Raw genomic sequence first — 22,483 nt, forward strand, 5'->3', positions numbered from 1 at the left:
GGCATGCTGTGGATAACTATGTGAATAAAATTAGCTAGAATCACGAAAATATAACGTTATACAGGCGCTACGGCAAGGCTTACCATGTGAATAAATCTACTCTAGCCGGAGCCGCCATGCCTTTTGAACTGTACGTCGACAGCCTGTTCACCAGCCCTTACGCCATGTCGGCCTTTGTGGCGCTGACCGAAAAGCGCTTGCCGTTCAGCGTCAAGACGGTGGACCTGGAGGCCGGCCAGCAGAAGCTCAGCGCCTACGCGACGCGCGCGCTGACCGCCCGGGTGCCGGCGCTGGTCGAGGGGGATTTTGTGTTGACCGAGTCGACCGCCATCACCGAATACCTCGACGAGAGCTTTCCGGCGCCGGAATACATTTCGCTGTATCCGAAGGACCGCCGCCAGCGCGCCCAGGCGCGGCAGATCCAGGCCTGGCTGCGCAGCGACCTGCTGCCGGTGCGCGCCGAGCGCGACACGGAAACCGTATTTTTCGGCAAGGCCAGCGCGCCGCTGACGGAGGCCGGCCAGGCCGCCGCCGACAAGCTGATCCACGCCGCCAGCCGGTTCGTGCAGGAAGGCAGCCCCAACCTGTTCGGCGACTGGTCGCTGGCCGATGTCGACCTGGCGCTGATGCTCAACCGCCTGATCCTCAACGGCGACGAGGTGCCGCAAAAGCTCAAGGACTACGCCGCAGGCCAGTGGCAACGCCCATCGGTCCAGCAATGGCTGGAGCGTCACCAGCCGGGCTGATTTATAATGTCGGGATGACGTCCCCTACCTCCACCGAGCCGGCGCTGATCCGCCACCTCGGCCTTTCCGACTACGACAGCACGTTCGCCGCGATGCGCGCCTTCACCGACGCGCGCACGCCGGACACCCGCGACGAACTGTGGATCGTCGAGCATCCGCCCGTGTTCACGCTGGGCCTGGGTGCCGACCGTGGCCACCTGTTGGCGGGCGCGTCCGCCATCCCGGTGGTGCAGACCGACCGCGGCGGCGAGGTCACCTACCACGGCCCCGGCCAGGTGGTGATCTACATGCTGATGGACCTGCGCCGCAACAAGCCGGGCGGCAAACTGTACGCCCGGCAATTCGTCTATAAAATCGAGCAAGCGATCATCAACGTGTTAGGGGCGTATAATCTTGCCGGTGAGCGCGTTGCGGGCGCGCCGGGCATCTACATGGCCGGCGGACCCAAGCAAGGCGCCAAGATCGCCGCGCTCGGCCTGAAAGTGCGCGGCAACGGTTGCACCTATCACGGGCTGTCGCTGAATGTGGCGATGGACCTGGCCCCGTTTTCCTGGATCAACCCCTGCGGCTATGCCGGGCTGGAAACGACCGACATGCGCAGCGTCGGCGCGACCGCCGTGTTGTCCGACGTGCAACAGCAACTGGCCGAGGAGCTGATCCGCGTATTGGCGCAGGCGGCCGAACCGGCAGTACACGAATAACCAAACTTCGCCCGCGAGGGCACGCAGCCAAATGACCTCTGAAACCACCACCAGCGTTGCCCCGGCTTACAACCCGAGCGAAAAGCAAAAAGGCGCCAGCAAGACCGCGCGCATCCCGATCAAGATCGTGCCGATCGAGCAGGTTGAGCGGCTGAAAAAGCCGGAGTGGATCCGCGTCAAGGCGGCGTCGGCCTCGACCCGCTTCTACGAGATCAAGGACATCCTGCGCGAGAACAAGCTGGTGACCGTGTGCGAAGAGGCAAGCTGCCCGAACATCGGCGAATGCTTCGGCAAGGGCACGGCCACCTTCATGATCATGGGCGACAAGTGCACCCGCCGCTGCCCGTTCTGCGACGTCGGCCACGGCCGTCCGGATCCGCTGGACAAGGACGAGCCGGCCAACCTGGCCAAGACCATCGCCGAACTGCGCCTGAGCTATGTGGTGATCACCTCGGTCGACCGCGACGACCTGCGTGACGGCGGCGCCGGCCACTTTGTCGAGTGCATCCAGAACACCCGCGCGCTGTCGGCCAAGACCCAGATCGAAGTGCTGGTGCCGGACTTCCGCGGCCGCCTGCAAAAGGCGCTGGACATCTTCAAGGATGGCCTGCCGGACGTGATGAACCACAACCTGGAAACCGTGCCGCGCCTGTACAAGGAAGCGCGTCCGGGTTCGGACTACATGCACTCGCTGCAGCTGCTGAAGGAATTCAAGGAGCTGTACCCCGAGGTGAAGACCAAGTCCGGCATCATGGTCGGCCTGGGCGAGACCGACGAGGAAATCCTGCAGGTGATGCGCGACATGCGCGAGCACAACATCGACATGCTGACCATCGGCCAGTACCTGGCGCCGTCCAACAGCCACCTGCCGGTGCGCCGCTACGTGCATCCGGACGTGTTCAAGATGTTCGAGGAAGAAGCCTACAAGATGGGCTTCAAGCACGCGGCGGTCGGCGCCATGGTGCGCTCCTCGTACCACGCGGACGAACAGGCGCACAACGTTCTGGCCGCAGGCTGATAAAGAGGGCTCCGCAAGGAGCCCTTTGTGCATTTACGTAATTTCCTCTGTTGTTTTGATAGTTATTGGAATTGTCCCCCGGAGGCATCATCTCTCAAAATGATGTTTCCAATATATAAAGAACTGATGCCCTCGCCGTAGCAACGGCCTTGAGGCGCCAGTCTATGAGGGGACATGCATGGACACCGCATACAAACGTATCGTGGTCGTCGGTGGTGGCGCGGCTGGTTGGATGGCCGCGACGGCGCTGGCGACCGCCCTGCCGGCTTGCGCCGTGGAGCTGGTTGAATCCGAGGAGATCGGCATCGTCGGCGTGGGCGAAGCCACGTTTCCATCGATCCGCAATTTCCACCGGCTGGTCGGCATCGACGAGGCCGAGTTCCTGCGCGCCACCAACGGCACCTACAAGCTGGGCATCGAGTTTCGCGACTGGCGCATCCAGGGCGAGAGCTATTTCCACACCTTCGGCGACTTCGGCGAACTGACCGGCCCGGATGCGCTGTGGGGCCACTTCCGCCGGGTCGGCGACGCCACCCTCGGCACGCTGGGCGAGCAATGCCTGTCGAGCGTGATGGCCAGCCAGGGCCGCTTCCAGGGCCTGGCCTCGGAAGAGAACCAGCCATTCAACTATGCCTACCACTTCGACGCGGCGCTGTACGCCGGCTTCCTGCGCGCGCTGGCGCTGAAACGCGGCGTGCGCCGCACCGAGGGCCGCATCGTCGACGTGGCGCGGCGCGCCGACGGCGGCGTGGCCAGCCTCAAGCTGGCCGATGGCCGCGAGCTGGCCGGCGACCTGTTCATCGACTGCTCCGGCTTCGCCTCGCTGCTGCTGGGCCGCACGCTGGACGAGCCCTTCGCCGACTTCAGCCATTGGCTGCCGGTGGACCGCGCCTGGGCCGTGCCCAGCGAACCCAGCGGCCCGGCGCTGACGCCGTACACGCGCGCCACCGCGCTGGAGGCGGGCTGGGCTTGGCGCATCCCGCTGCGCAACCGGGTCGGCAACGGCCACGTGTTCGCCAGCCGCTACCTCGACGAGGAGCGCGCCCGCGAGCAATTGCTGGCGCAGCTGGACGGCCCGGCGCTGGCCGAGCCGCGCCTGCTGCGCTTCACCACCGGCCACCGGCGGCGCTGCTGGGTGCATAACGTGGTCGGGCTGGGCCTGGCTTCGGGCTTCCTGGAGCCGCTGGAGTCGACCAGCATCTTCCTGATCCAGAGCGGCCTGGGCAACCTGATCCCGCTGCTGCAGAAAGGCAGGCCCACCACGGCCGAGGTCGGCGGCTACAACGCCGGCATGGCGCGCCAGTTCGAGCGCATCCGCGATTTCATCATCCTGCACTACTGCCTCACGGCGCGCCGCGACGGCGAACTGTGGCGCCACATGGCCAGCATGGAATTGCCGGAAACGCTGGCCTACAAGATCCACGCCTGGCGCCAGGCCGGCGTGCTGCACCAGTACCAGTGGGAAGGCTTCGACGCCAACAGCTGGCTGGCGATCCACGCCGGCATGGGCCATTGGCCGGAGCGTGCCGATCCGGAGCTGGCCGAGCTGCCGCGCGACGAGGCGCTGCAGGCCCTGCGCCAGCGGCGCGAGACCATCGCCGCCCTGGTGGCGGCCATGCCCACCCACGACGCCTATCTGCGCAGGATGCTGGCGCGCTGAAGCGGCGACGAGACATTTAAAAACAAGCATACAAGAGGAGACAATAATGATGATAAAAGAAGCGACAAGATTCCAACTGTCGGCCATCGGGCTGGCCTGCGTGGCGTTGCTGGCCGGTTGTGGCGGCGGCGGAGGCGGTAGCGGCGGCAGCGGCGGCGCGGTGCAGACGATCGCGTTCGATTTCCCTGGCGGGGCGGTGGTCGGGGTTCCGCCCACCGTCGCGACCACCAAGCTGGTGGCGACGGCCAGCTCGGGCGGACCGGTCACCTTCACCTCGAATACGCCGACGGTCTGCACCGTCAGCGGCGACACCGTGTCGCTGCTGGTGGCGGGCGAGTGCTCGGTGACCGCCACCCAGTCCGGTTATCAAGGCTACGCCGCGGCCTCGCACAGCCAGATCTTCGTCATTCCCAAGCGGCCGCAGATGGTGGTCTTCCGTAATCCTGGCTGGCAAGCGCTGGATGCGCAGCCGGTGACGCTGGCCGCGGCCACCAACACGGGGCAGCCCGTGGTCTTCACGACCAGCACGCCGGCGGTGTGTTCGGTCAGCGGCACCTCGCTGTCAAAGCTCGCCAATGGACTGTGCGTCGTCACCGCCACGCAGGAAGGCAGCGACATCTTTGCGAAGGCGACGACGGTCAAGAATATTCCGATCGGCACCGAACAGGCGGCCGCCGTGCCGTTCCTGACCGGCTACAAGGACACCAGCCAAACCAAGGAGCTCGGCACTGTCAGCCCCTACTCGGGCAGCAGCGTGGACGGCTGGTATTGCGGCTCGAACTGGTGCGGCAGCTCGGTCTCCAGCGATGGCGCCAGCTTCACGTATTTCTACAACATCCAGCCCAAGGATCCAGCCGGCATCGGCGCGTATTGGGGCATCAAGCTGTTCGCCGGCACCCTGACCGATCTGGCCGCGAATGGCGACACGCTGACCGGCGTGCGCATCGATGCCCAGGCGGCGGTGAAGTTCAACATGGCGATGAACAGCGAATGGTTCAGCACCAGTAACAACGCGGTCAATGTCGACCTGGCCCTCGGCCACTTCGCGATCAAAGAAGGCAAGGCCTGCAACGTCACGCTGCGCGCCGTGGTCAAGCCCACCGCCGCCGCCGCCACGGACTACAGCGTCAGCCTGCGCGACAAGTTCACGATCAACGAATCGTGCGGCCTGACCGGGCTGGACTTGTGGAACGAGCTGCAGGACTACCCGATCTCCAAGGTCGAATTCTCGGCGGCGGGCGTGAACACCTCGGTGTCGACCCCGGGCGCGGCCGCGCTGACCTTCACCACCAAGCTCACGCTGACCGGCGCCATCACCTTCCAATGACGGCGCGGCGCGCAATCAAGGCATAGACAAGAGGACAAATAGAATGAAGAAGATTGAGACACTGGGTAGCCGGAAACCCCTGAAGATGACCGCGCTGGCGATCGCGGCGGCGCAGCTGGCGCTGATGTACAGCGGCGGCGCGCTGGCGCAGGCCGGTTCCCCGGCGGATGCCCAGGACGTGCCGGCGGAAAAAGTGGTGGTGGTGACCGGCCAGCGCAAGCAGCTGGAGACCTCGCAACGCATCAAGCAAGAGGCCGAACAGATCGTCGACTCGGTCGTGGCCGACGAGGCCGGCAAGCTGCCGGACAAGTCGATCACCGAGGTGCTGCAGCGTGTGGTGGGCGTGACCATGGACCGCAACACCTCGCGCACCCGCACCAACGCGGCCAGCAATCCGCTGTCCTACAACGTCGAAGGCTCGGGCGTGCAGATCCGCGGCCTGTCGTGGGGCTCGTCCACGCTGAACGGGCGCGAAGGCTTCTCGGCCGGCTTCCCGGGGCGCGAGCTGAGCTGGGGCGACATCCCGCCGGAACTGATGGCCGGCGTCGACGTCTACAAGAACCCGTCGTCCGAACTGATCGAAGGCGGCATCAGCGGCCAGGTCAACCTGCGCACGCGCCTGCCGTTCGACTCCAAAGGGCAGAGCGGCGCCTTCTCCGTCTCGGACAGCTACACCCCGTTCGGCAAGAAGAACACGCCGTCCTTCTCCGGCCTGTACTCCAACCGCTGGTCCACCGACATGGGCGAGATCGGCGCGCTGATCGATGTCTCCTACGGCAAGTCCGCGTTCCGCTCCGACTCCTACAGCCTCGGCGCCTACTACCCGCTGAGCAAGCCGGTCCCCGGCCAGACGGTGTGGGTGCCGAACGGCACCTCCTGGGGCACCGGCGAGGGCAAGTCTGAACGCGCGGGTGTCTACGCCGCGCTGCAATGGAAGAAGAACGACAAGGAGTCGTCGCTGACTTACTTCGATTCGGGCTTCCGTTCGGAGAGCGTCAACGGCAGCTTCTTCAGCACCGCGTCGGATGGCAATTCCGGCTTGACGCCGTATGACCTCACGCTCACCAACGCCCAGTACGACGCCCACGGCGTGCTGCAAAAAGGCACGTTGAGCTATCCGGGCGGCCTGGGCCGCAACCAGTTCGCGGCCGGCGGTTTGTCCGCGGGCACGAGCAGCTCCTATGACAATGCGCATGGACGCACGCGCGACATCTCCTGGAACGCGAAATGGCGGATGGATGAGCGCTGGACCTTCCAGAGCGATCTGCAGTGGGTGCACGCCACCAATGGCGGGGACGGCAACATGATCAACATGGGGACGTTCGTGCCCAGCATGAGCTTCGACCTCACCACGCCACGGCCCACGGTCAGCTTCGACGCGGCCGCGCGCGCCGCCCTGGCCGATCCCGGCAACTACTTCTTCAACAACCTCCAGCCTTACCTGAACAAGTCCAAGGGCGACATGTATGCGTGGAAGGGCGACGCCAAGTTCGTCTTCGACAGCAACGTGCTGCGCGACCTGCGCTTTGGCGTGCGGCTGACCAAGCGCTCGTCGTCGCATGCGATCGGCGTTGGCAGCGGCTGGTATTCCCTGTCCGAGCCGTGGTCGGTGTTCCAGAGCCCTGGAGCGGGCCGGCCACCGACGGCCGCCGAGATCGGCAATTCCTGGCAGTCCCGCGGCAACTTCGGCTACCTGAGCGATCCGCGATATGCGGCGCTCGCCCCCGTCCAGCAATACGCCTTCCCCAACTTCTTCAACGGCAGGGTGGGCTCGCCGCCAACCATCGTGGTGCCGACGATGGCCGCGGTGCGCAACTATCCGGCCCAGGACCTGGCGCTGGTGGCGGTCAAGCGCCTGCAATGCGAAGACGGCAATCGCCTCAAGAACACCAACAACGATTGTTCGACGCAGGGCGCCGACTGGCGGCCGATGATCTTCTCGGACAACCCAGCGGACATCAACCCGCAAAACCCGTTGCAGGGCGCGCTGTCGACGGCCAGCGAAAACACCCAGGCCATGTATGGCACGCTGCGCTTCGGCTTCGACGACCTGAAGTATCCGGTGGAGGGCAATGTGGGCGCGCGGGTGGTCCGGTCGAGCGCGCAGTCCCACGGCTACACTGTCTTCAATCCGCAGTATTCCGAGACCACCAATCCCGCCTTGCCGCGGTTCGGGGTGTTCAACGAGCCGCTCGATGTCAAGGGCAGCCACGTCGACGTGATCCCCAGCCTGAACCTGAAGGTGAGCCTGACTGACAAGCTGCAGTCCAGGCTTGCGCTGTCGCAGGGCATTTCCCGCCCTGGCTTCGATCAGGTGCAGGAGTACGTCAGCCTGCAGCAGAAGGTGGACAACGCCACCGTCAACGGCGTCAGCACGATCAAATCGGTCAGCTACGTCGGCACCAACTCGGGCAATGCGAACCTGAAGCCGCTGAAATCGAACAACTTCGATCTGTCGCTGGAATGGTATCCGCAGAGCGGCCAGTCGCTCACGGCGGTGGTGTTCTACAAGAAGATCAAGGACATCATCATGACCGATACCTACACCAGGAGCATCAAGGACCTGGCCGGTAATCCGCAGGAGTTTGTCATCACCGGGCCGGCCAACGCGGCCAAGCTGTGGGAGGGCGGGATTGAAATCGCCGGCCAGACCTACCTGGATAAAATTCCGGGACTGGCCGGGATACCCGACTGGGCGAAGGGCTTCGGCATCTCCGCGAACTGGACCTACCTGGACGGCAAGCAGGACCTGTACCACCCGTACACGTCGCCTTATTGCCCCAAGAGCGGCAGCAGCGACAGTCTGACCAATCTCTACGGTTGCGACACCAACGGCCTGCCCTTCAAGGACCTGCCGGTGGTCAACCTGTCCAAGCATGCCTTCAACCTGGGCCTGATGTACGACCGCGGGCCGGTTTCGGCACGGCTGGCGTATAGCTGGCGCTCGCGCACCTTGTTGGCGACCAATGCGTTCGGCGCCGGCGGCGGCGACGCCGTCAGCGCCGATCCGGCCCGCCTCGTCAACGGGGTCGCGCCGACGGACGTGGGTTGGGGACTGCCGGTCTGGCAAGAGGCTGTGGGACAGTGGGACGCCAGTCTCAACTACAACTTCACCGACAAGCTGTGGGCCAGCGCCAGCGTCAGCAACCTGACCCAGACGGTGACCAAGCAGACCAACCAGCAGTTCATCGGCAACACGGGGCGTTCGTGGTTCGATCCGGGCCGCAGCTTCAAGGTGGCGATGGGTTACCACTTCTAACACGCAGCGTCGTCATCATCGCGAGCGGGGGCTGCAGCCTTCCGCTCGCGAACCGTTTTCAGGCGCCGGTCAGTTTCAAGTCGAACGCGCGCTCGGCCAGCCACACCATCGCCACCAGCGCGATCGCCATCGAGCCGCCGGTCAACAGGCGTCGATAGAACCAGCTGTCGCGCAGCGCGAACGCCAGCGGAAGGAAGGTTGCCACGATGCATAGCTGGCCGATTTCCACACCCAGGTTGAAGCCGAATAAACTGGCCAGCAACGCGCCTTGCGGTAGCCCCAAGTCGACCAGCACGCTGGCGAAGCCGAAGCCGTGGATCAGCCCGAATCCGAACGCCGCCAGCGGCCGCCGGCCGCGGAACAGCGGATAGATGTTGTTGAGCGCCGCCAGCAGCACCGACGCGGCGATCGCCGATTCCACCCAGCGCGATGGCAGCGATATCAACGACAGGCTGGCCAGCGTCAGCGTCAGCGAATGCGCCAGCGTGAAGGCCGTCACCACTTTCAGCACGTCGATGAAGGACGCGCGCATGCTGGCCGACGGCGTGCCGCGCGCGCCCGGCATCACCGCCGGCAGCAACAGCGACAGCAGGAACAGCAGATGGTCGTAGCCGGTCCAGATATGCCACACGCCATCCTTGACGTAGGCGCCGAACTGCCGCCAGCGGTCCGGCGATGTCAGCGACAAGGCCTGGCGCGCATGCGCCGGATCGAAAATCGCGGTCGACGTGAGGCCGTCGCGCGTCAGCCGCAGCAAGCCTTTGTGCTGGGGATCGAGATCGGCGAACAGGCGGTAGTCGATGGTCAGCGCCGCCACGGGGCCGGGACAGCTGGCGTGGAAACGCAACACGCTGTAGGCGCCGTCGGTATGGTCGTCGATCAGCTGCTGGCCGGCGTCGATGGTGCACGCCCCCTTTTCGGTAGCGATGCTCAGGCGCTCCAGCGCGTATGCCGCGATCGCCGCGTGCCGCGCGCGAATCTCGTCCCACGTCAGTTTGCCGTCGCCATCCTGGTCAAGGCCGATGGCGAAATCCAGGTCGCGCAGCGCGATATCCCACTGGCCGGTGATGCGCTCGCCCTGCACCGCCAGCGACAGATAGCTGTCGCTGGGCTTGTGCGCATGGGCCGGCAGCGCGACGCCGCATAGCAGCGCAAAAAACAGTAGCAGGCGTTTCATCATGTCCCCGCTTGCAGTTGTCGGACCAGGCGCGCCGCAACCACGTCCTCGGTGCGGTGCTGCGCGACCCAGTCCAGTACCGGTTTGGCGGCGCTGGCGTCGCGCGCCTGCACGGCCGCTTCCAGATAGATACGGATATCGGCCGCTTCCTTTTGCACCGCCCAGTTCTTGCGCGCCAGCGTCAGCGCGGTGGCGGGATCGTGGCGCAGCATCAGTTCAAAGCGGGCCTGTTCGCGCTGGTGCACGGTGTCGCCGCGTTGGGCGGCGGCGTCGAAGCGGGCCGCCAGTTCCTTCACGTCGGCGGCCAACGCTTCGGCCGCGTTGCCCTGCTGCTGCAAGGCCAGCGCGCGGCGCAGCAGCAGCGCGTCGATGCGGGTCTGGTTCTTCAGCAGCGCCAGCACCACGTCTGCGCGGCGCTGCTCCAGCAGGCAATCGGCATAGGCGCCCAGCAGATAGCTGTCGCGCGGGCCCAGTGCCAGCGCGCGCTTGTAGTGCGCCTCGGCGATGGCCGCCGCGCCGCGCCGTTGCGCCATCTCCGCCAGCAGCGTCAAGGCCCATACCTGCAGTTCGGCCGGCGCATTGCCGCTGCGTTCCAGCGTCAGCTCCAGCAGCTGTTCGCTTTTCAGCGAGCGCCCGGTCGCCGCGCCGACGTTGGCGATGCAGGTGATGGTGATCAGTTCCACCGACATCGCGGACAGGCGCGCGCAGCTGGCGGTGGCGCCGGCGTAATCGCCCTGCACGGTTTGCACGGTGGCCTGCGTCAGCCACGCCTGCGCGTTGGCCGGGTCGGCCGCCAGCACGGCTTTCAGATCGTCCATCGCCGGCTTGAACTGATGGGTGCTTTGCAGCAGCGTGGCGCGCAGCAGGCGCACCTGCGGCGGTGGCGACGGCAGCCGCCACCACGGCGCCAGCGCAGCCTGCGCGTAGCCGAGGTAGCGCGGATCGGTTTCGCTGCGCGCCAGGCCGATGTAGCGCGTGGCCAGCGCGGTGGCCAGCGCCACGTCGTTGGGACGCGCACCCAGTTCGCTGCGCATGCGCCGCAACTCCTGCTGCACCGGATCGCCACGGCGCGGCAGCGTCTCGATCACCTGCTGGCCGCTGGCTGGAAGGTAAGGCGCCGCGTGGGCGGCGCCCGCCGCCGCCAGCAGCACGGCGTAAATCAGCTTTTTCATATCGACCTCAAACGGAAAAAGGGCGAAGGCAATTGCCTGCGCCCTTATGCTGCAAGGCTTACTTGTACGCGACCGGCTCCGAGTCCTCCGGCGCGGTGGCAACGATGCTGTCGGTCGCCATCGGCTCGGTGGTGGTCTCGCTGCCATCGCCTACGATGGCCAGTACCGCCGTGTAGAACGCGTCGAGCATCACCACCGGCGGCGATGTGGGCGGCGTGGCCGGTGTGGGGTCGTCATAGTGGGTGCTTCCGCCGCATGCGCTGAGCACCAGCAGCGCCATCAGGCCGAGGTACTTCATGGCTGGCTCCGGCCGGCGGTCACGCCCGAGCTTTGCGGCGAGCCCGGAATTGGCGTCTTCAGGTACGGGAAGGCGGCGGTGAAGTAGCTGTCGTCCAGGTAGGCGCCGTCGGTGAAGTGCAGGCCCCCGGCCGGTGCGTCGGCCGGTGCGCAGCCCAGGTTCAAGGTGCACAGTTTGCCCATCACCACGCGCAGCGCGATGTCGACCACGTCGTCGCCGGGACGGCGGCCGTTGGGGAAGCCGGCATTGTCGCCGCCGATCACGCCCAGACGGTTCTGCGCGCCCATGGCCACGGCCGGCGTCGAGGTGTTCAGGCGCAGCATCTCGGAGGCGGTCACGGTGGCCGGCTGGTTCAATCCCTTGACGCCGGTGAGGAAGGCCGCCACCAGGTCGTTGCGCGGGAAGTTGGTCGGCGCCTTGGCGCCGGCGCTGCCGTACAGGATTTCGATCAGCGCCGGCAGCGTTGGATTGGTGACGTAGGTGGCGAACTGCGCGTCGCCGGAAGGCTTGCTGCTGTTGAAGGTGTCCTTGTCCTTCAGGCCGATGACGACTTCGTTCACCAGCGGCATGCCCAGGCGCGATACCTGGGTCCAGGCGCCGCCCTCCTTCGATGGCGCACCGGTATTCGGCGTCGGGTTCAGCAGGCGCGCCTGGCGCACGCTGGCCGTGGTCCAGCCGCCGATCACGGGATCGCTGCCGCCGGACGCGGTCAGGCAGGAGGCGGCGACCTCCAGTTCAATCGAGGTGACGTTCTTGTCGGCCAGGTCGTCCCTGGCGGCCTTCTCGGCGTTGGCGTTGAACTCGGTGGCCGGGGCCTTGATGTTCACCAGGTCGAAGGTTTCGCCGAGGTTGACCACGAACGGATCCTTGCGCTGGCCGACAAACATGCGCGCCGGCGTGCCGCAGCCGGGGATGTTGACGTTGTAGACGTGGGCCGCCGCGTAGGCCGCGTAGTTCGGTATCGACTTGTTGCCGATGTTGTCGAGCGGCTTGTCGAAGGTGGCGGTGCCGTCGGCCGCGTTGCTGACCGAGGCCCTGGCGCCGGTGCGGCGGTCGCCGCGCACCACGCTGACGGTGTAGGTCTCGCGCACGTTGGCGCCGGCCGCGTTCGGGCCGGCGATGGCGCCGCCGTTGATCACCAGCGGTATCGACACCTGCTTGCCGCCGACGTTGAGCTTGGTGTCCTTGTTGGCGTTGTTGAAGCGGAACTGGAAGGTCAGGTCTTCCTTGGCGTCGCCGTTGTTGTCGATGTGGATCTCGTACAGCGCGTTCGGGTCCATGGCGAAGTAGTTCGGGCCGCCGTAGGCGTCCTGCAGCGGGACGTAGTTGGCGATCAGGGTGACGAAGCCGGCGCGGCCGGGCTCGTAGCTGCGGAACATGTAGAAGTCGGTGCCGTCGACTTTGGGACTTTGCGTGACGAACGGCGCCTCGCGGTGGCTGGACGCCACGGCCGCCGGTGCGAATGCGCTGGCCACGGCGCCGATGACGGCCGCGCGCATCGCGTGCTTGACGATAGTTTGCATTTCGTTTTCTCCCCAATTGGTTGATCTGCCAGATACTGCGTGTTGATATACGGCGCCGGAGGCGGATCGGATTCAAAATAAATGTCTGGCCGCGCGCGGGGGCGATATGGTACTTTCGTCACGCTTGCAAATTATTCCTCCAACCTCCCGAAGGCCCGCATTGTCCGACGCGACCACTCTCGATCCCCGGCAGCTGCGCCTGTGGCTGCAAGGTGCGGCCAACCGCGACGCCGCCGCATTCCGTGCGCTCTACGACGCCACATCGGCGAAACTGTTTGGCTTTGCGCTGCGTATATTGATCAAGCGCGAACTGGCCGAGGAGGTGCTGCAGGAAAGCTTCGTCGCGATCTGGAACAACGCCGGCACCTATCAAAGCCAACTGGCCGCACCCATGACCTGGATGACGACCATCGTCCGCAACAAGGCTTTCGATCTGCTACGCCGCAGCGATGTGACCACCGAAATCGACGGCGAACAGTTTGATAGCGAGGTGATCAATGCACTGCACGATCCCGGGGCCACGCCCATCGAGGCGCTGGAAATGAGCCGCGACGCCAAGGCGCTGGCCTATTGCATGTCGGCGCTGGAGGGGCTGCACCGGCAGGTGCTGGGCCTGGCCTTTTTCCATGACCTGTCGCACAGCGAGGTGGCGCAGCAGATGGCGCTGCCGATCGGCACCGTCAAGACCTGGATACGCCGCAGCCTCGACAAGCTGAAGACGTGCCTGGCCAAGGGAGAGCGCGCATGAACCTCCGCGACAACGCCTCGCTGCGCGAAAAGCTGGCGGCCGAATACGTGCTTGGCACGCTCAAGGGTGGCGCCCGCCGCCGCTTCGAAGGCCATCTGCACAACGACGCGGCGCTGCGCCGCATCGTCGCCGAATGGCAGGACCGGCTGGTGCCGCTGGCCGAGTTCTCCAGCGCGCAGCAGCCGCGCAAGCAGGTGTGGCAAGGCATCGAGCGCCGCCTGAACCTGCGGCGCGCGCATCCGGCGTGGCAGTTCTGGCGCAGCGAGTCGGTAACGTTCTGGCGCACGCTGGGCGTGGCGTCGACCGCCGTCGCCGCCCTGCTGGTGGTGGCGATCGGCGTGCGCACGCTGCAGGCGCCGCAGCTCGACTACGTGGCCACGCTGACCGACGAGCAGGCGCAGACCGCGCTGGTGCTGACCGGCGACCTGCGCCACCAGGCGATGACGGTGCGGGCGGTGGGCGCGGCCGCGGTGCCGGGCGACAAATCGCTGGAACTGTGGGCGGTGCCGAAGTCGGGCAATCCGCGTTCGCTGGGCTTGCTGAGCGAGCGCGGCGAGGTCCGGCTGGCGATGACCAGCAAGGCCATCGGCGACGATGTGGCGCTGCTGGCGGTCACGCTGGAACCGAAGGGCGGCTCGCCGAATCCCAACGGGCCGACCGGACCGATCCTGTACAAGGGACGCTGGGTCCGGGTGATGTAGGGGGAAAGTTGCTATCATCGCGGGTGTCGGGCCTCGGCCCCATTCGCGAAAGGCTGTCATGGACGCCAGCAAGTTCAATCCGGAATATTTCAACAGCTTCGGCAAGGGAACGCTGCCCGATCACCTGGGCATCGTCATCACCGGCGTGCGCGAAGGCGAGATCGTAGCCGAGTTCGCCGTCACGCCGCAGCACTTGGCGCCGAACGGCTTCCTGCACGCGGGCAGCGTGGTGACGCTGGCCGACACCGCCTGCGGCTACGCCTGCTTCTCGCACCTGCCCGAAGGCGCGCACAGCTTCACCACCATCGAATTGAAATCCAACCACCTGGGCACGGCGCGCGAGGGCGTGGTCGAGGCGACCGCCAAGGTGGTGCACCTGGGCCGCACCACGCAGGTCTGGGACGCCGTCGTCAGCGACCAGGCCACTGGTAAAACGATAGCGTTGTTCCGCTGCACGCAGATGGTTTTGTACCCGAAATAACTGCTAAATTCGTGGCTGGCACCGATCCCGCACGGGGAAAACCGAGATGATCAAATTCTGCAGGACGGCCATGCTTGGCCTGATGGTGGCTGCGCCGCTGGCCGCCGCGCAAACGCCCTATACCGACGACGCCACCTACGTTGGCCTCGGCGGCAAGGACGGCATCAAGCGCATCGTCGACACCTTCATCCCGCTGGTGCTGGCCGATCCGCGCATCAAGGAAACCTTCGACGACTTCGACATGGCCCAGTTGAACGCGCGGCTGCGGGAGCAGTTCTGCGAATTCGCCGGCGGCCCGTGCCGCTACACCGGCCAGCACCGCGACCGGACCATGGATGGCGTCGGCACCGTGCGCGACATGGCCACCGTGCATCAGGACTTGAAGATCACCGATGCCATGTTCAACGCGCTGACCGAGGATTTGCAGATCGCGATGGAACGCAACCAGGTGCCCAATCGCGTGGCCAACAAGCTGATCGCCAAGCTGGCGCCGATGCGGCGCGACATCGTCACCGAGCGGGCCGCGCAGGGGCGGCCGGACATGGGCAAGTTCCTCGCCACCGGCGGCGTCAGCCAGGTCGAGGGCGCGGGCGGCGGCGGCATCACGCCCTGGGCGCTGATCAGCGGCTACGGCACGCGCGACAGCTGGGGCGCCAACGCGCATTACACCCGCCTCGCCACCCAGGACTACAAGCTCGACAGCTACGGCGTGGCGGTGGGCATCGCCGACCGGCTGGAGCTGACCCTGGCCAAACAGCGCTTCCAGGGCAGCCTGGCGCCGCTGAACCTGCTCGACATCCGGCAGGACATCGTCGGAGTGAAAGTGAGGGTGGCGGGCGACGCGGTGTACGGGCAGGACAGCCCGATGCCGCAGGTGTCCATCGGCATGCTCTACAAGCGCAACCAGGGCGTGGGCGGCCTGGGCGCGCTGGGCGTGAGCAATGTGAAGCAACTGGGCGCCAAGGATGACCACGGCTACGACTACTACGTGGCAGCCACCAAGATCCTGTTCGAGCAGAGCCTGCTGTTGAACGGCACGCTGCGCGCGACCCGCGCCAATCAGATGGGCCTGTTGGGCTTCGGCGGCGACAAGGGCGACAGCCTGCGGCTGATGCCGGAAATCTCGGCCGCCTACCTGGTCAACCGCAAGCTGGCGCTGGGCGCCGAATACCGCCGCAAGCCGCACAACCTGGGTGTCGACAATGAGAAGGCGTACTACGACGTGTTCGTGGCCTGGTTCCCGAGCAAAAACTTCTCGCTAACGGCCGCGTATGCCGACCTGGGCGACATCACCATCTTCAATCCGAAGCGCCAGCACGGCCTGTACCTGTCGCTCCAGGCCGGCTTCTAAATTGGGGTCAAGTCTGACATTCGGACACGAGCTCTGCCGTAGACGCGCGTCTACGGCAGAGCTCGTGTCCGAATGTCAGACTTGACCCCAAACGGGTTAGTAGGATTTGTAGGGCAGGAATTTGCCGCTGAGGACCACTTGCACGCGGTCACCCTTGGGATCGGCTTCGCGCTGGATGTCCATCGAGAAGTCGATCGCGCTCATGATGCCGTCGCCGAATTCCTCGTGGATCAGTTCCTTGATGGTGGTGCCGTAGACGTTGACGATCTCGTACCAGCGGTAGATCAGCGGGTCGGTCGGCACCGCGGTCGGTAGCGAGCCCTTGTATGGCACGATCTGCAGCCATGCCGCTTCTTCATCGGTCAGGCCGAACAGCGCCTGCGCCTTGTCGGCTTGGGCGCGGTTGAAGGTCATTTGGCCCAGCAGCGCGGCGGTGGTCCACTCCTTGCTGCGACCGAATTCGGCGGCAAGATCAGCCCAGCGCAGCTGCTTGGCGACTTTGACGGACAGGATTTTTTGCGTGACTTGGTTGCGATCCATGATGGGCTTTCCAGTGGTTGAGGAGAGCCCTATGCGATGCAAGCGCCGTGCCAGGCGGCGCGGCGTTCCCGGCGTTTAGCCGCGCAACGATTCTTCCAGCAGCTTGTGCAGCGCCGGGAAGTCCGGCTCGCCCAGGTAGCGCTTGAGGATCTTGCCATCCTTGCCGATGACAAAGGTGGTCGGCGTCATGGCGACGTTGCCGTAGGCCTTGGCGGCCGAGCCGTCGGTGTCGAGCGCGACCTTGAATGGCAGCTGGCGCGTCTCGGCGTAGTTCAGCACGTAGTTGGGCGGGTCGTAGCTCATCGCCACGGCCACGAACTCCAGCCCCTGCCCCTTGAACTTGTTGTAGGTATCGACCATCTTCGGCATCTCGCCCACGCAGGTGGTGCACGAGGTGGCCCAGAAATTGACCATCACCACCTTGCCGCGCAGGCTCTCCGGCGAGATCTTGTCGCCCTTGATGCTCAGGAAGGTGACCTCGGGCGCGGCCTGGTGCTTGTTCAGCGACAGGTAGCCGCCAAAGCCGGCCGCGGCGATGACCACGGCGGCCAGCACCGGCTTGATCCAGCCGGGGGAAGATTTCGTCTGTTGCATGATGGGCTCGGACTAAAAAGGCGATGGGGCCATTATAGACCCCATCCGGATTACGAGTTGTCGGCCGGCTTGGCAGGCTGCAGGCTCTTCCACTCGTCTTCGGTGATGTACTCGAACACCTTGACCACCTTGTACACGCCGCTCACGCCGCGCGCCACGTCGGCGCCGATCTGGCCTTCGCGCTGGGTCACTCGGCCCTGCAGGTAGACCACGCCGCGCTCGGTCACCACCTGGTAGGAGTTGGCCGAGATGTCCTTCTTGTCGACCAGGCTGGCCTTGACCTTGGTGGTGATCAGCGCGTCGTTCGAGCGCGAGGTGTAGCTCGACGGGCCGGCGATCTCCAGCTCGTTGATCACCGACAGCACGCCCTCGATGCCGCGCAGCTCGCGCTCGGCGGCGGCCTTCATGGCCTCGTCGCGCACCTCGCCGGTCAGCAGCGCCCGGCGGTTGAAACTGTTGATGTTGATGTGACCCGCATCGCCGACGACGTTGTTGAGCTTGATGCCGCCCTTGACTTCGATCGCCCGGTCTTCCGTCTGCGCACCCAGGGTGCGGCGGTCGGTTGCGGCCAGCGTCCCGGAAATGGCGCCGCCCGCGACCAGCGCGACACAGCCCGACAGCGAGGCCAGCATGGCGCCACACAGCACGCTCATGGCCAGTGGCCGCTGTACTTTTTTCCAGATTACGCCGGGATTAGTCATTCACATCTCCTCCGAATAGCGCGACGTCGATGCCGTCGCAAATGCAATGTATGGTCACCAGATGCACTTCCTGGATGCGGGCGGTGCGGTCGGCCGGCACGCAGATGTGGACGTCGGCGTCGGTCAGCATCTTGCCGATGGCGCCGCCGCCCTTGCCGGTCATCGCCACCACGCGCATTTCGCGCTCCAGCGCGGCCTCGATCGCGGCCATCACGTTGGCCGAGTTGCCCGAGGTCGAGAACGCCAGCAGGATGTCGCCGGCCTGGCCGAACGCCTGCACCTGCTTGGAGAAGATCTCGCGGTAGCTGTAGTCGTTGGCCACCGCCGTCAGGATCGACGTGTCGGTGGTCAGCGCCATGGCCGGCAGCGGGAAGCGTTCGCGCTCGAAGCGCCCCACCAGCTCGGCCGCGAAGTGCTGGGCGTCGGCGGCCGAACCGCCGTTGCCGCACACCAGAATCTTATTGCCGTTGGACAACGCCGAGAACATCAGCTCGATCGCTTGCGCGATGTGCGGAGCGAGGACGGTGGCGGACTGGATTTTGAGTTCGGCACTTTCGTGGAAGTGCGAGAGTATGCGTTGATTATTCATAGTGTGCTGATTATAGTGCAGCCGCACAACGAGCCGGACAAGCGCTGTTAAAAATGCTTACATTTGCAGCGTATTTTGCATCCATGACAACTTTTCGCCATCGATGGCGACCAGGTCGAAGCGGCACGGCGGCAGATGCCGGTAGCGCAGCAGGTAGAACTGGGCCGCGTTGATCAGCCGCCGCTGCTTGGCCGGCGTGACGCTGGCGGCCGCCCCGCCGTAGCGGCTGCCGGCCCGCCGCCGCACCTCGACAAACACCAGGTGGGCGCCGTGCTGCATGATCAGGTCGATCTCGCCGGCCTTGCACAGGAAATTGCGCTCGACCAGCACCAGCCCGGCCGCGCTCAGGTGGGCCAGCGCCCGGTCTTCGCCGAGCCGGCCCAGGCGCTGCTGTTCGGTCTGCGGCATGGCGGCCTCACGGCGTGACCGGCCGCGCCACGCCGTTCTGGTACACGGCCGGCTGCTCGGTGCGCTCGAAGCTGGCCGCGCCCTCGCCGAAGTCCACGTTCAGCCGGCCGGTCACGCCGTCCAGCTGGAAGCGCCCCACCGGATGGCGGCCGATCTCGCGCGCCACGCGGTAGGCGTCGATGCCCAACGCGTACAGGCGCTCGATGTCGGCGCTGTTCGATTGCAGCGGATGCGGGTAGACCATCACCGCCGGATGGTCGCGCTGCAGCTGCCAAGGCAGGTCCAGCAGGTGCACGCCGTCCAGCTCCTGGGTCGGGCTGTTGCTGCCGCTGCCGGGGTTCAGCGCCGAGGTGCCGTAGATCGGCAGGCCGCGCAGCGACGGCCCCGGCGCGGACACGGGCGGCGGCGGCAGCGCGTCGGCGGTGCTGAAGATGGGATTGGTCGGCTCGGTGCTGACGCCGTCGCTGAGGGCGCCGCGCAGCTGGCGGGTCTGGTCGGCGCTCATGGCCGAGAACAGCAGGCCGGGCGGATCGTCGCGCAGGCGGGCGCGCAGCTGCACCAGTTCCGGATCGCTGAGGTAGCCGTCCGGCGCGCCCAGCTCGATCGTTTTGGAAGGCAGGCCATGGCGCTCCCATTGCGCGGCGAAGGCGGCCGCCACGCGCCGCTGCCAGGGCGTGCTGGTGCTTAAAATCAGGGCAGTGCTGCCGGGCTGGTCGGCGGCGGCCCACTGGGCGGCCTGGCGCGCTTCCTCCTCGATCGACAGGCCCATGGCCAGCATCTGCGGCGGCAGCGGCGCGGCGCCCGGCATGCCGTGGCCGTCCGGGTAGTTCAGCGCGACGGTCGGTTTTTGCACCAGCGGACTGGCCGCGATGGCCGCCACGGCCGAGCGCGCCAGCGGGCCGACGATGATGTCGTCCTGCTGCTGGGCGCGGGCGTAGCTGGCCAGCACGTCCTGCGCCACGTCGCCGGTTTCGATCACGTCCACGGTGATGTTGTCGCGGTCGCGCTCCCACGCCGCCAGGAAGCCGGCCCGCACCGACGAGGCGGCCAGGCCCAGCGTCTCGGAGCGCAGCGGCAGCAGCAGCGCCATGCGGATCGGCGCGGAAGACCCCGCTGCGGGAGCCTCGGCCATGCGTACCGGCCCTTGGTCGGGGGTGACGGTCAGGCCGGCGCCGGCACGCGGCGGCGCGGTGGGGGCCATGCCCGGCAGCGTGACGGCGAAGGTTTCGGCGGGCGGCGGGGTCGGCTCGGGCGGCGGTTTGGGCAGCGGCGCGGGAGCCGGCGGCGGCAGCGCGGCGGGCGCGACACTTGTATTTGACGAGCCGGGCGCGCACAATCCTCCGGGCGCATCGCAGAACGGCGTGCTGCAGGCGCTCACCAGCGCCGCGGCCGCACACAGCAGCGACAACTTCACACTATTCATCCTACCCCCACAATGACCGCACAAGAATCCAGCTCCATCGCCACCCTGCCCGTGATGGGCGAAACGGCGCACCAGACCTATCCTAGCGCAACCTTGTACGTCGTGGCGACCCCGATCGGCAATGTGACGGATATCAGCCTGCGGGCGTTGCACGTTTTGAGCCTGGTCAATGCCGTGGCCTGCGAGGACACCCGCAACACCGCCCAGCTGATGACCCGCTTCGGCCTGCACAAGCCGCTGATCGCGGCCCACCAGCACAACGAGCGCGAAGTGGCGGAAACCTTGATCGCCCGTCTGCAGGCCGGCGAGCGCATCGCGCTGGTGTCGGACGCGGGCACGCCGGCCGTGTCCGACCCGGGCGCGCGCATTGTGGACGCGGTGCGGGCCGCCGGCTTGCGCGTGCTGCCGCTGCCGGGCGCGTCGGCGGCGGTGACGGCCTTGTCGGCCAGCGGGCTGGTGAATGATCAGTTTTACTTTGTCGGCTTTTTGCCGGCCAAGGCCAAGCAGCGCGAGAACTTCCTCGCCACGCTGCGCGCGGTGACGGCCACAATGGTGTTTTATGAAGCGCCGCATCGCATCCTCGATTGCGCCACGGCGCTGGCGGCGGTGTTCGAGCCGGAGCGCCAGGTGGTGTTCGCGCGCGAGCTGACCAAGATGTTCGAGGAAATCCACCGCTGTCCTCTGTCCGAGGCGGAGGCCTGGATCAAGGCCGACCCGCACCGCGAGAAAGGCGAGTTCGTCGTGCTGCTGGCCGGCGCGCCGGCGGCCGAGGACGAGCAGGACGTGGAGGCCGAGCGCATCCTGAAGATTTTGCTGACCGAGTGCTCGGTCAAGCAGGCCGCCAATCTGGCGGCGCAGATCACCGGCCGCAAGAAGAACGCGCTGTATGACCGCGCGCTGCAGCTCAAGGGCGGCGACTGATCAGAACTTGCAGCCGCTGTCCTTCTTGTCCAGCATCCAGATGAGCGGCGCCAGCAGGCCGCCGCCGCCCTTCCGGCAGTCGGGCCGGGTGGCGCCCTGGATGTTGCGCCCCAGCTTGGTTTCGCGTTCTTCGGGATAAAGCGGGTGGTCGTCCAGCTGCGCCACCGGCAGGCCGGCACGGGCCGGATCCTTGGCGTTGGCTTCCTTGCGGGCGGTTTTCAGCGCCGCGTTCATGTCGAATTTTTTCGGTTGCAATTCCGGGTGCAGCGGATCGGGCGCGGTGCTGGCCGGCGCCGGCAGCGTGATCGCCTGCGCCGTGACCGGTGCGGGCGCCTCCACCTCCGCCTTGGCCGGCGCTCTGGCGCGCTCGGCCACCTGCGGCCGTTCGCGCTTGCGCGGCTGGACCGGCTCCGGCTTCGGCGGCGGCTCCACCTTGGCGACGATGGGCTTGGGCGGCTCGGCCGGCCTCAGCCACACGGTCATTGCCTTGGCTGGCTGCGGCTGCTCGGGCGCGGTGGGCGCCGCCAACCGGTAGCCGAAGATCAGCGCCGCATGCAGCACCAGCGAAACGGCGATGCCCGCAACAATCCCCGGCCGCCGCATCGGGGCGGGCTGGAATGAGGTCAGGGTCGCGCTCATGGCTTTTTAGATAATTTATCCACACCCGACATAATCTCACATTGAAAAAATTTCGCCATGGTCCATACTGATTTCATAGCGGCACTTGACGGATACTGAACCAGCTTGTATTATCTTGCTTCTTCGGAGTGTGGCGCAGCCCGGTAGCGCACCTGGTTTGGGACCAGGGGGTCCAAGGTTCGAATCCTTGTACTCCGACCAGTTTCAGAAAAAAAGACTCAAGAGTTTCGGCTCTTGGGTCTTTTTTTTATCCTCCACGGTTCATCGAGCTATACGAATTGATCATAGATTCGATTGAATACGCAATTGGTTGGCAAGCAAGCTCTTACGTAATATGAAATGAGCGCGGGCAAAACGCGCATAAGAAAATTACGGAGAGACCATGCATTCGACTAAGTTCAGCCGCCCCATCGCCTGCTAGCTCGCCGCATCGCGCGAGCGCCTGCTATCCAAAACCAGAGCTATATGCCGAAACAGGCAGGCCTTCGCACATTCATTCATTCCTA

Annotated in this window: 22 protein-coding genes and 1 tRNA gene; 12 read left to right on the forward strand and 11 right to left on the reverse strand. The window is 65.9% G+C overall.

Annotated elements, in window-relative coordinates; genetic code table 11:
- The first annotated feature begins 116 nt into the window (after positions 1–116).
- The 6 genes from yfcF (at position 117) to ACUJB0_RS21370 (ending at position 8,711) form a co-directional block, all read left to right on the forward strand.
- Positions 117–746: a glutathione transferase gene (gene yfcF, locus ACUJB0_RS21345; protein WP_444846973.1), complete on the forward strand. Its 630-nt coding sequence runs from the start codon at positions 117–119 to the stop codon at positions 744–746.
- Between the two features lie 14 nt (positions 747–760).
- Positions 761–1,447, forward strand: a complete 687-nt coding sequence (lipB, locus tag ACUJB0_RS21350) for a lipoyl(octanoyl) transferase LipB (protein ID WP_444846974.1) — start codon at positions 761–763, stop codon at positions 1,445–1,447.
- Positions 1,448–1,478: 31 nt separating this feature from the next.
- Entirely contained in the window at positions 1,479–2,465 is a 987-nt protein-coding gene (lipA, locus tag ACUJB0_RS21355) for a lipoyl synthase (RefSeq protein ID WP_161092729.1), read from the forward strand.
- A 178-nt stretch (positions 2,466–2,643) separates the two neighbouring features.
- Positions 2,644–4,125 carry a tryptophan halogenase family protein gene (locus tag ACUJB0_RS21360; RefSeq protein WP_444846975.1) on the forward strand — a complete coding sequence of 494 codons (1,482 nt, stop codon included), beginning with the start codon at positions 2,644–2,646 and terminating at the stop codon, positions 4,123–4,125.
- 46 nt (positions 4,126–4,171) lie between these two features.
- A complete protein-coding gene (locus ACUJB0_RS21365) occupies positions 4,172–5,452 on the forward strand; it encodes a hypothetical protein (protein ID WP_444846976.1) in 1,281 nt (426 codons plus the stop codon).
- A gap of 43 nt (positions 5,453–5,495) precedes the next feature.
- Positions 5,496–8,711: a TonB-dependent receptor gene (locus ACUJB0_RS21370; protein ID WP_444846977.1), complete on the forward strand. Its 3,216-nt coding sequence runs from the start codon at positions 5,496–5,498 to the stop codon at positions 8,709–8,711.
- Positions 8,712–8,769: 58 nt separating this feature from the next.
- Here the strand turns inward: ACUJB0_RS21370 and ACUJB0_RS21375 are convergent, their stop codons facing one another.
- Genes ACUJB0_RS21375 through ACUJB0_RS21390 form a run of 4 tightly spaced genes read right to left on the reverse strand, consistent with a single transcriptional unit; the run spans position 8,770 to position 12,881 of the window.
- Positions 8,770–9,891: a HupE/UreJ family protein gene (locus tag ACUJB0_RS21375; RefSeq protein WP_444846978.1), complete on the reverse strand. Its 1,122-nt coding sequence runs from the start codon at positions 9,889–9,891 to the stop codon at positions 8,770–8,772.
- Positions 9,888–11,060 carry a tetratricopeptide repeat protein gene (locus ACUJB0_RS21380; RefSeq protein ID WP_444846979.1) on the reverse strand — a complete coding sequence of 391 codons (1,173 nt, stop codon included), beginning with the start codon at positions 11,058–11,060 and terminating at the stop codon, positions 9,888–9,890. Before ACUJB0_RS21380 ends, ACUJB0_RS21375 begins: the two co-directional genes overlap by 4 nt.
- Before the next feature lie 58 nt (positions 11,061–11,118).
- Positions 11,119–11,358, reverse strand: a complete 240-nt coding sequence (locus tag ACUJB0_RS21385) for a hypothetical protein (RefSeq protein WP_444846980.1) — start codon at positions 11,356–11,358, stop codon at positions 11,119–11,121.
- A complete protein-coding gene (locus ACUJB0_RS21390) occupies positions 11,355–12,881 on the reverse strand; it encodes a DUF4331 domain-containing protein (RefSeq protein ID WP_444846981.1) in 1,527 nt (508 codons plus the stop codon). The genes ACUJB0_RS21385 and ACUJB0_RS21390 overlap by 4 nt, the downstream gene beginning before the upstream one ends.
- A gap of 160 nt (positions 12,882–13,041) precedes the next feature.
- Here ACUJB0_RS21390 and ACUJB0_RS21395 point away from each other — a divergent pair, with 160 nt between their 5' ends.
- The 4 genes from ACUJB0_RS21395 to ACUJB0_RS21410 all read left to right on the forward strand — a co-directional run bounded on the left by ACUJB0_RS21395 (position 13,042) and on the right by ACUJB0_RS21410 (position 16,162).
- Positions 13,042–13,629: a sigma-70 family RNA polymerase sigma factor gene (locus ACUJB0_RS21395; RefSeq protein ID WP_444846982.1), complete on the forward strand. Its 588-nt coding sequence runs from the start codon at positions 13,042–13,044 to the stop codon at positions 13,627–13,629.
- A complete protein-coding gene (locus ACUJB0_RS21400; protein WP_444846983.1) occupies positions 13,626–14,330 on the forward strand; it encodes an anti-sigma factor in 705 nt (234 codons plus the stop codon). The genes ACUJB0_RS21395 and ACUJB0_RS21400 overlap by 4 nt, the downstream gene beginning before the upstream one ends.
- A 58-nt stretch (positions 14,331–14,388) precedes the next feature.
- On the forward strand, positions 14,389–14,811 hold the full coding sequence (locus ACUJB0_RS21405) for a PaaI family thioesterase (RefSeq protein WP_444846984.1): 423 nt from the start codon (positions 14,389–14,391) through the stop codon (positions 14,809–14,811).
- 82 nt (positions 14,812–14,893) lie between these two features.
- Positions 14,894–16,162, forward strand: a complete 1,269-nt coding sequence (locus tag ACUJB0_RS21410) for a DUF3034 family protein (protein WP_444847143.1) — start codon at positions 14,894–14,896, stop codon at positions 16,160–16,162.
- Between the two features lie 96 nt (positions 16,163–16,258).
- Here ACUJB0_RS21410 and cynS read toward each other — a convergent pair whose 3' ends face one another.
- The 6 genes from cynS to ACUJB0_RS21440 all read right to left on the reverse strand — a co-directional run bounded on the left by cynS (position 16,259) and on the right by ACUJB0_RS21440 (position 20,417).
- Positions 16,259–16,702 carry a cyanase gene (gene cynS, locus ACUJB0_RS21415; protein ID WP_444846985.1) on the reverse strand — a complete coding sequence of 148 codons (444 nt, stop codon included), beginning with the start codon at positions 16,700–16,702 and terminating at the stop codon, positions 16,259–16,261.
- Between the two features lie 75 nt (positions 16,703–16,777).
- Entirely contained in the window at positions 16,778–17,296 is a 519-nt protein-coding gene (locus ACUJB0_RS21420; RefSeq protein WP_444846986.1) for a peroxiredoxin family protein, read from the reverse strand.
- 50 nt (positions 17,297–17,346) lie between these two features.
- Positions 17,347–17,997 (reverse strand): BON domain-containing protein, encoded by a 651-nt coding sequence (locus tag ACUJB0_RS21425; RefSeq protein WP_444846987.1) that lies wholly within the window; start codon positions 17,995–17,997, stop codon positions 17,347–17,349.
- Positions 17,990–18,586 (reverse strand): phosphoheptose isomerase, encoded by a 597-nt coding sequence (locus ACUJB0_RS21430; RefSeq protein ID WP_117012266.1) that lies wholly within the window; start codon positions 18,584–18,586, stop codon positions 17,990–17,992. Before ACUJB0_RS21430 ends, ACUJB0_RS21425 begins: the two co-directional genes overlap by 8 nt.
- 57 nt (positions 18,587–18,643) lie before the next feature.
- A complete protein-coding gene (locus tag ACUJB0_RS21435) occupies positions 18,644–18,994 on the reverse strand; it encodes a YraN family protein (RefSeq protein WP_444846988.1) in 351 nt (116 codons plus the stop codon).
- Positions 18,995–19,001: 7 nt separating this feature from the next.
- Positions 19,002–20,417 carry a penicillin-binding protein activator gene (locus tag ACUJB0_RS21440; RefSeq protein WP_444846989.1) on the reverse strand — a complete coding sequence of 472 codons (1,416 nt, stop codon included), beginning with the start codon at positions 20,415–20,417 and terminating at the stop codon, positions 19,002–19,004.
- 12 nt (positions 20,418–20,429) lie between these two features.
- On the opposite strand from ACUJB0_RS21440, the gene rsmI reads away from it, so the two are divergent.
- Positions 20,430–21,338 carry a 16S rRNA (cytidine(1402)-2'-O)-methyltransferase gene (gene rsmI / locus ACUJB0_RS21445; RefSeq protein ID WP_161082987.1) on the forward strand — a complete coding sequence of 303 codons (909 nt, stop codon included), beginning with the start codon at positions 20,430–20,432 and terminating at the stop codon, positions 21,336–21,338.
- Here rsmI and ACUJB0_RS21450 read toward each other — a convergent pair whose 3' ends face one another.
- Positions 21,339–21,977: a hypothetical protein gene (locus ACUJB0_RS21450; RefSeq protein WP_444846990.1), complete on the reverse strand. Its 639-nt coding sequence runs from the start codon at positions 21,975–21,977 to the stop codon at positions 21,339–21,341. It lies immediately after the preceding gene.
- Between the two features lie 124 nt (positions 21,978–22,101).
- On the opposite strand from ACUJB0_RS21450, the gene ACUJB0_RS21455 reads away from it, so the two are divergent.
- Positions 22,102–22,178 (forward strand) — tRNA-Pro (locus ACUJB0_RS21455).
- Positions 22,179–22,483: the final 305 nt, after the last annotated feature.

The organism is Duganella caerulea (genome assembly GCF_040362985.1).
GTDB lineage: Bacteria > Pseudomonadota > Gammaproteobacteria > Burkholderiales > Burkholderiaceae_D > Rugamonas > Rugamonas vulcania.

Bases quoted from the DNA above. Each gene is read 5' to 3' on its own strand.
- ACUJB0_RS21375 (WP_444846978.1), bottom strand. From the start codon at position 9,891: ATGATGAAACGCCTGCTACTGTTTTTTGCGCTGCTATGCGGCGTCGCG.
- ACUJB0_RS21440 (WP_444846989.1), bottom strand. From the start codon at position 20,417: ATGAATAGTGTGAAGTTGTCGCTGCTGTGTGCGGCCGCGGCGCTGGTG.
- ACUJB0_RS21400 (WP_444846983.1), top strand. From the start codon at position 13,626: ATGAACCTCCGCGACAACGCCTCGCTGCGCGAAAAGCTGGCGGCCGAA.
- cynS (WP_444846985.1), bottom strand. From the start codon at position 16,702: ATGGATCGCAACCAAGTCACGCAAAAAATCCTGTCCGTCAAAGTCGCC.
- ACUJB0_RS21370 (WP_444846977.1), top strand. From the start codon at position 5,496: ATGAAGAAGATTGAGACACTGGGTAGCCGGAAACCCCTGAAGATGACC.
- yfcF (WP_444846973.1), top strand. From the start codon at position 117: ATGCCTTTTGAACTGTACGTCGACAGCCTGTTCACCAGCCCTTACGCC.
- ACUJB0_RS21405 (WP_444846984.1), top strand. From the start codon at position 14,389: ATGGACGCCAGCAAGTTCAATCCGGAATATTTCAACAGCTTCGGCAAG.
- ACUJB0_RS21385 (WP_444846980.1), bottom strand. From the start codon at position 11,358: ATGAAGTACCTCGGCCTGATGGCGCTGCTGGTGCTCAGCGCATGCGGC.
- rsmI (WP_161082987.1), top strand. From the start codon at position 20,430: ATGACCGCACAAGAATCCAGCTCCATCGCCACCCTGCCCGTGATGGGC.
- ACUJB0_RS21435 (WP_444846988.1), bottom strand. From the start codon at position 18,994: ATGCCGCAGACCGAACAGCAGCGCCTGGGCCGGCTCGGCGAAGACCGG.
- ACUJB0_RS21420 (WP_444846986.1), bottom strand. From the start codon at position 17,296: ATGCAACAGACGAAATCTTCCCCCGGCTGGATCAAGCCGGTGCTGGCC.
- lipA (WP_161092729.1), top strand. From the start codon at position 1,479: ATGACCTCTGAAACCACCACCAGCGTTGCCCCGGCTTACAACCCGAGC.
- ACUJB0_RS21365 (WP_444846976.1), top strand. From the start codon at position 4,172: ATGATGATAAAAGAAGCGACAAGATTCCAACTGTCGGCCATCGGGCTG.
- ACUJB0_RS21450 (WP_444846990.1), bottom strand. From the start codon at position 21,977: ATGAGCGCGACCCTGACCTCATTCCAGCCCGCCCCGATGCGGCGGCCG.
- ACUJB0_RS21430 (WP_117012266.1), bottom strand. From the start codon at position 18,586: ATGAATAATCAACGCATACTCTCGCACTTCCACGAAAGTGCCGAACTC.
- ACUJB0_RS21360 (WP_444846975.1), top strand. From the start codon at position 2,644: ATGGACACCGCATACAAACGTATCGTGGTCGTCGGTGGTGGCGCGGCT.
- ACUJB0_RS21390 (WP_444846981.1), bottom strand. From the start codon at position 12,881: ATGCAAACTATCGTCAAGCACGCGATGCGCGCGGCCGTCATCGGCGCC.
- ACUJB0_RS21410 (WP_444847143.1), top strand. From the start codon at position 14,894: ATGGTGGCTGCGCCGCTGGCCGCCGCGCAAACGCCCTATACCGACGAC.
- lipB (WP_444846974.1), top strand. From the start codon at position 761: ATGACGTCCCCTACCTCCACCGAGCCGGCGCTGATCCGCCACCTCGGC.
- ACUJB0_RS21425 (WP_444846987.1), bottom strand. From the start codon at position 17,997: ATGACTAATCCCGGCGTAATCTGGAAAAAAGTACAGCGGCCACTGGCC.
- ACUJB0_RS21380 (WP_444846979.1), bottom strand. From the start codon at position 11,060: ATGAAAAAGCTGATTTACGCCGTGCTGCTGGCGGCGGCGGGCGCCGCC.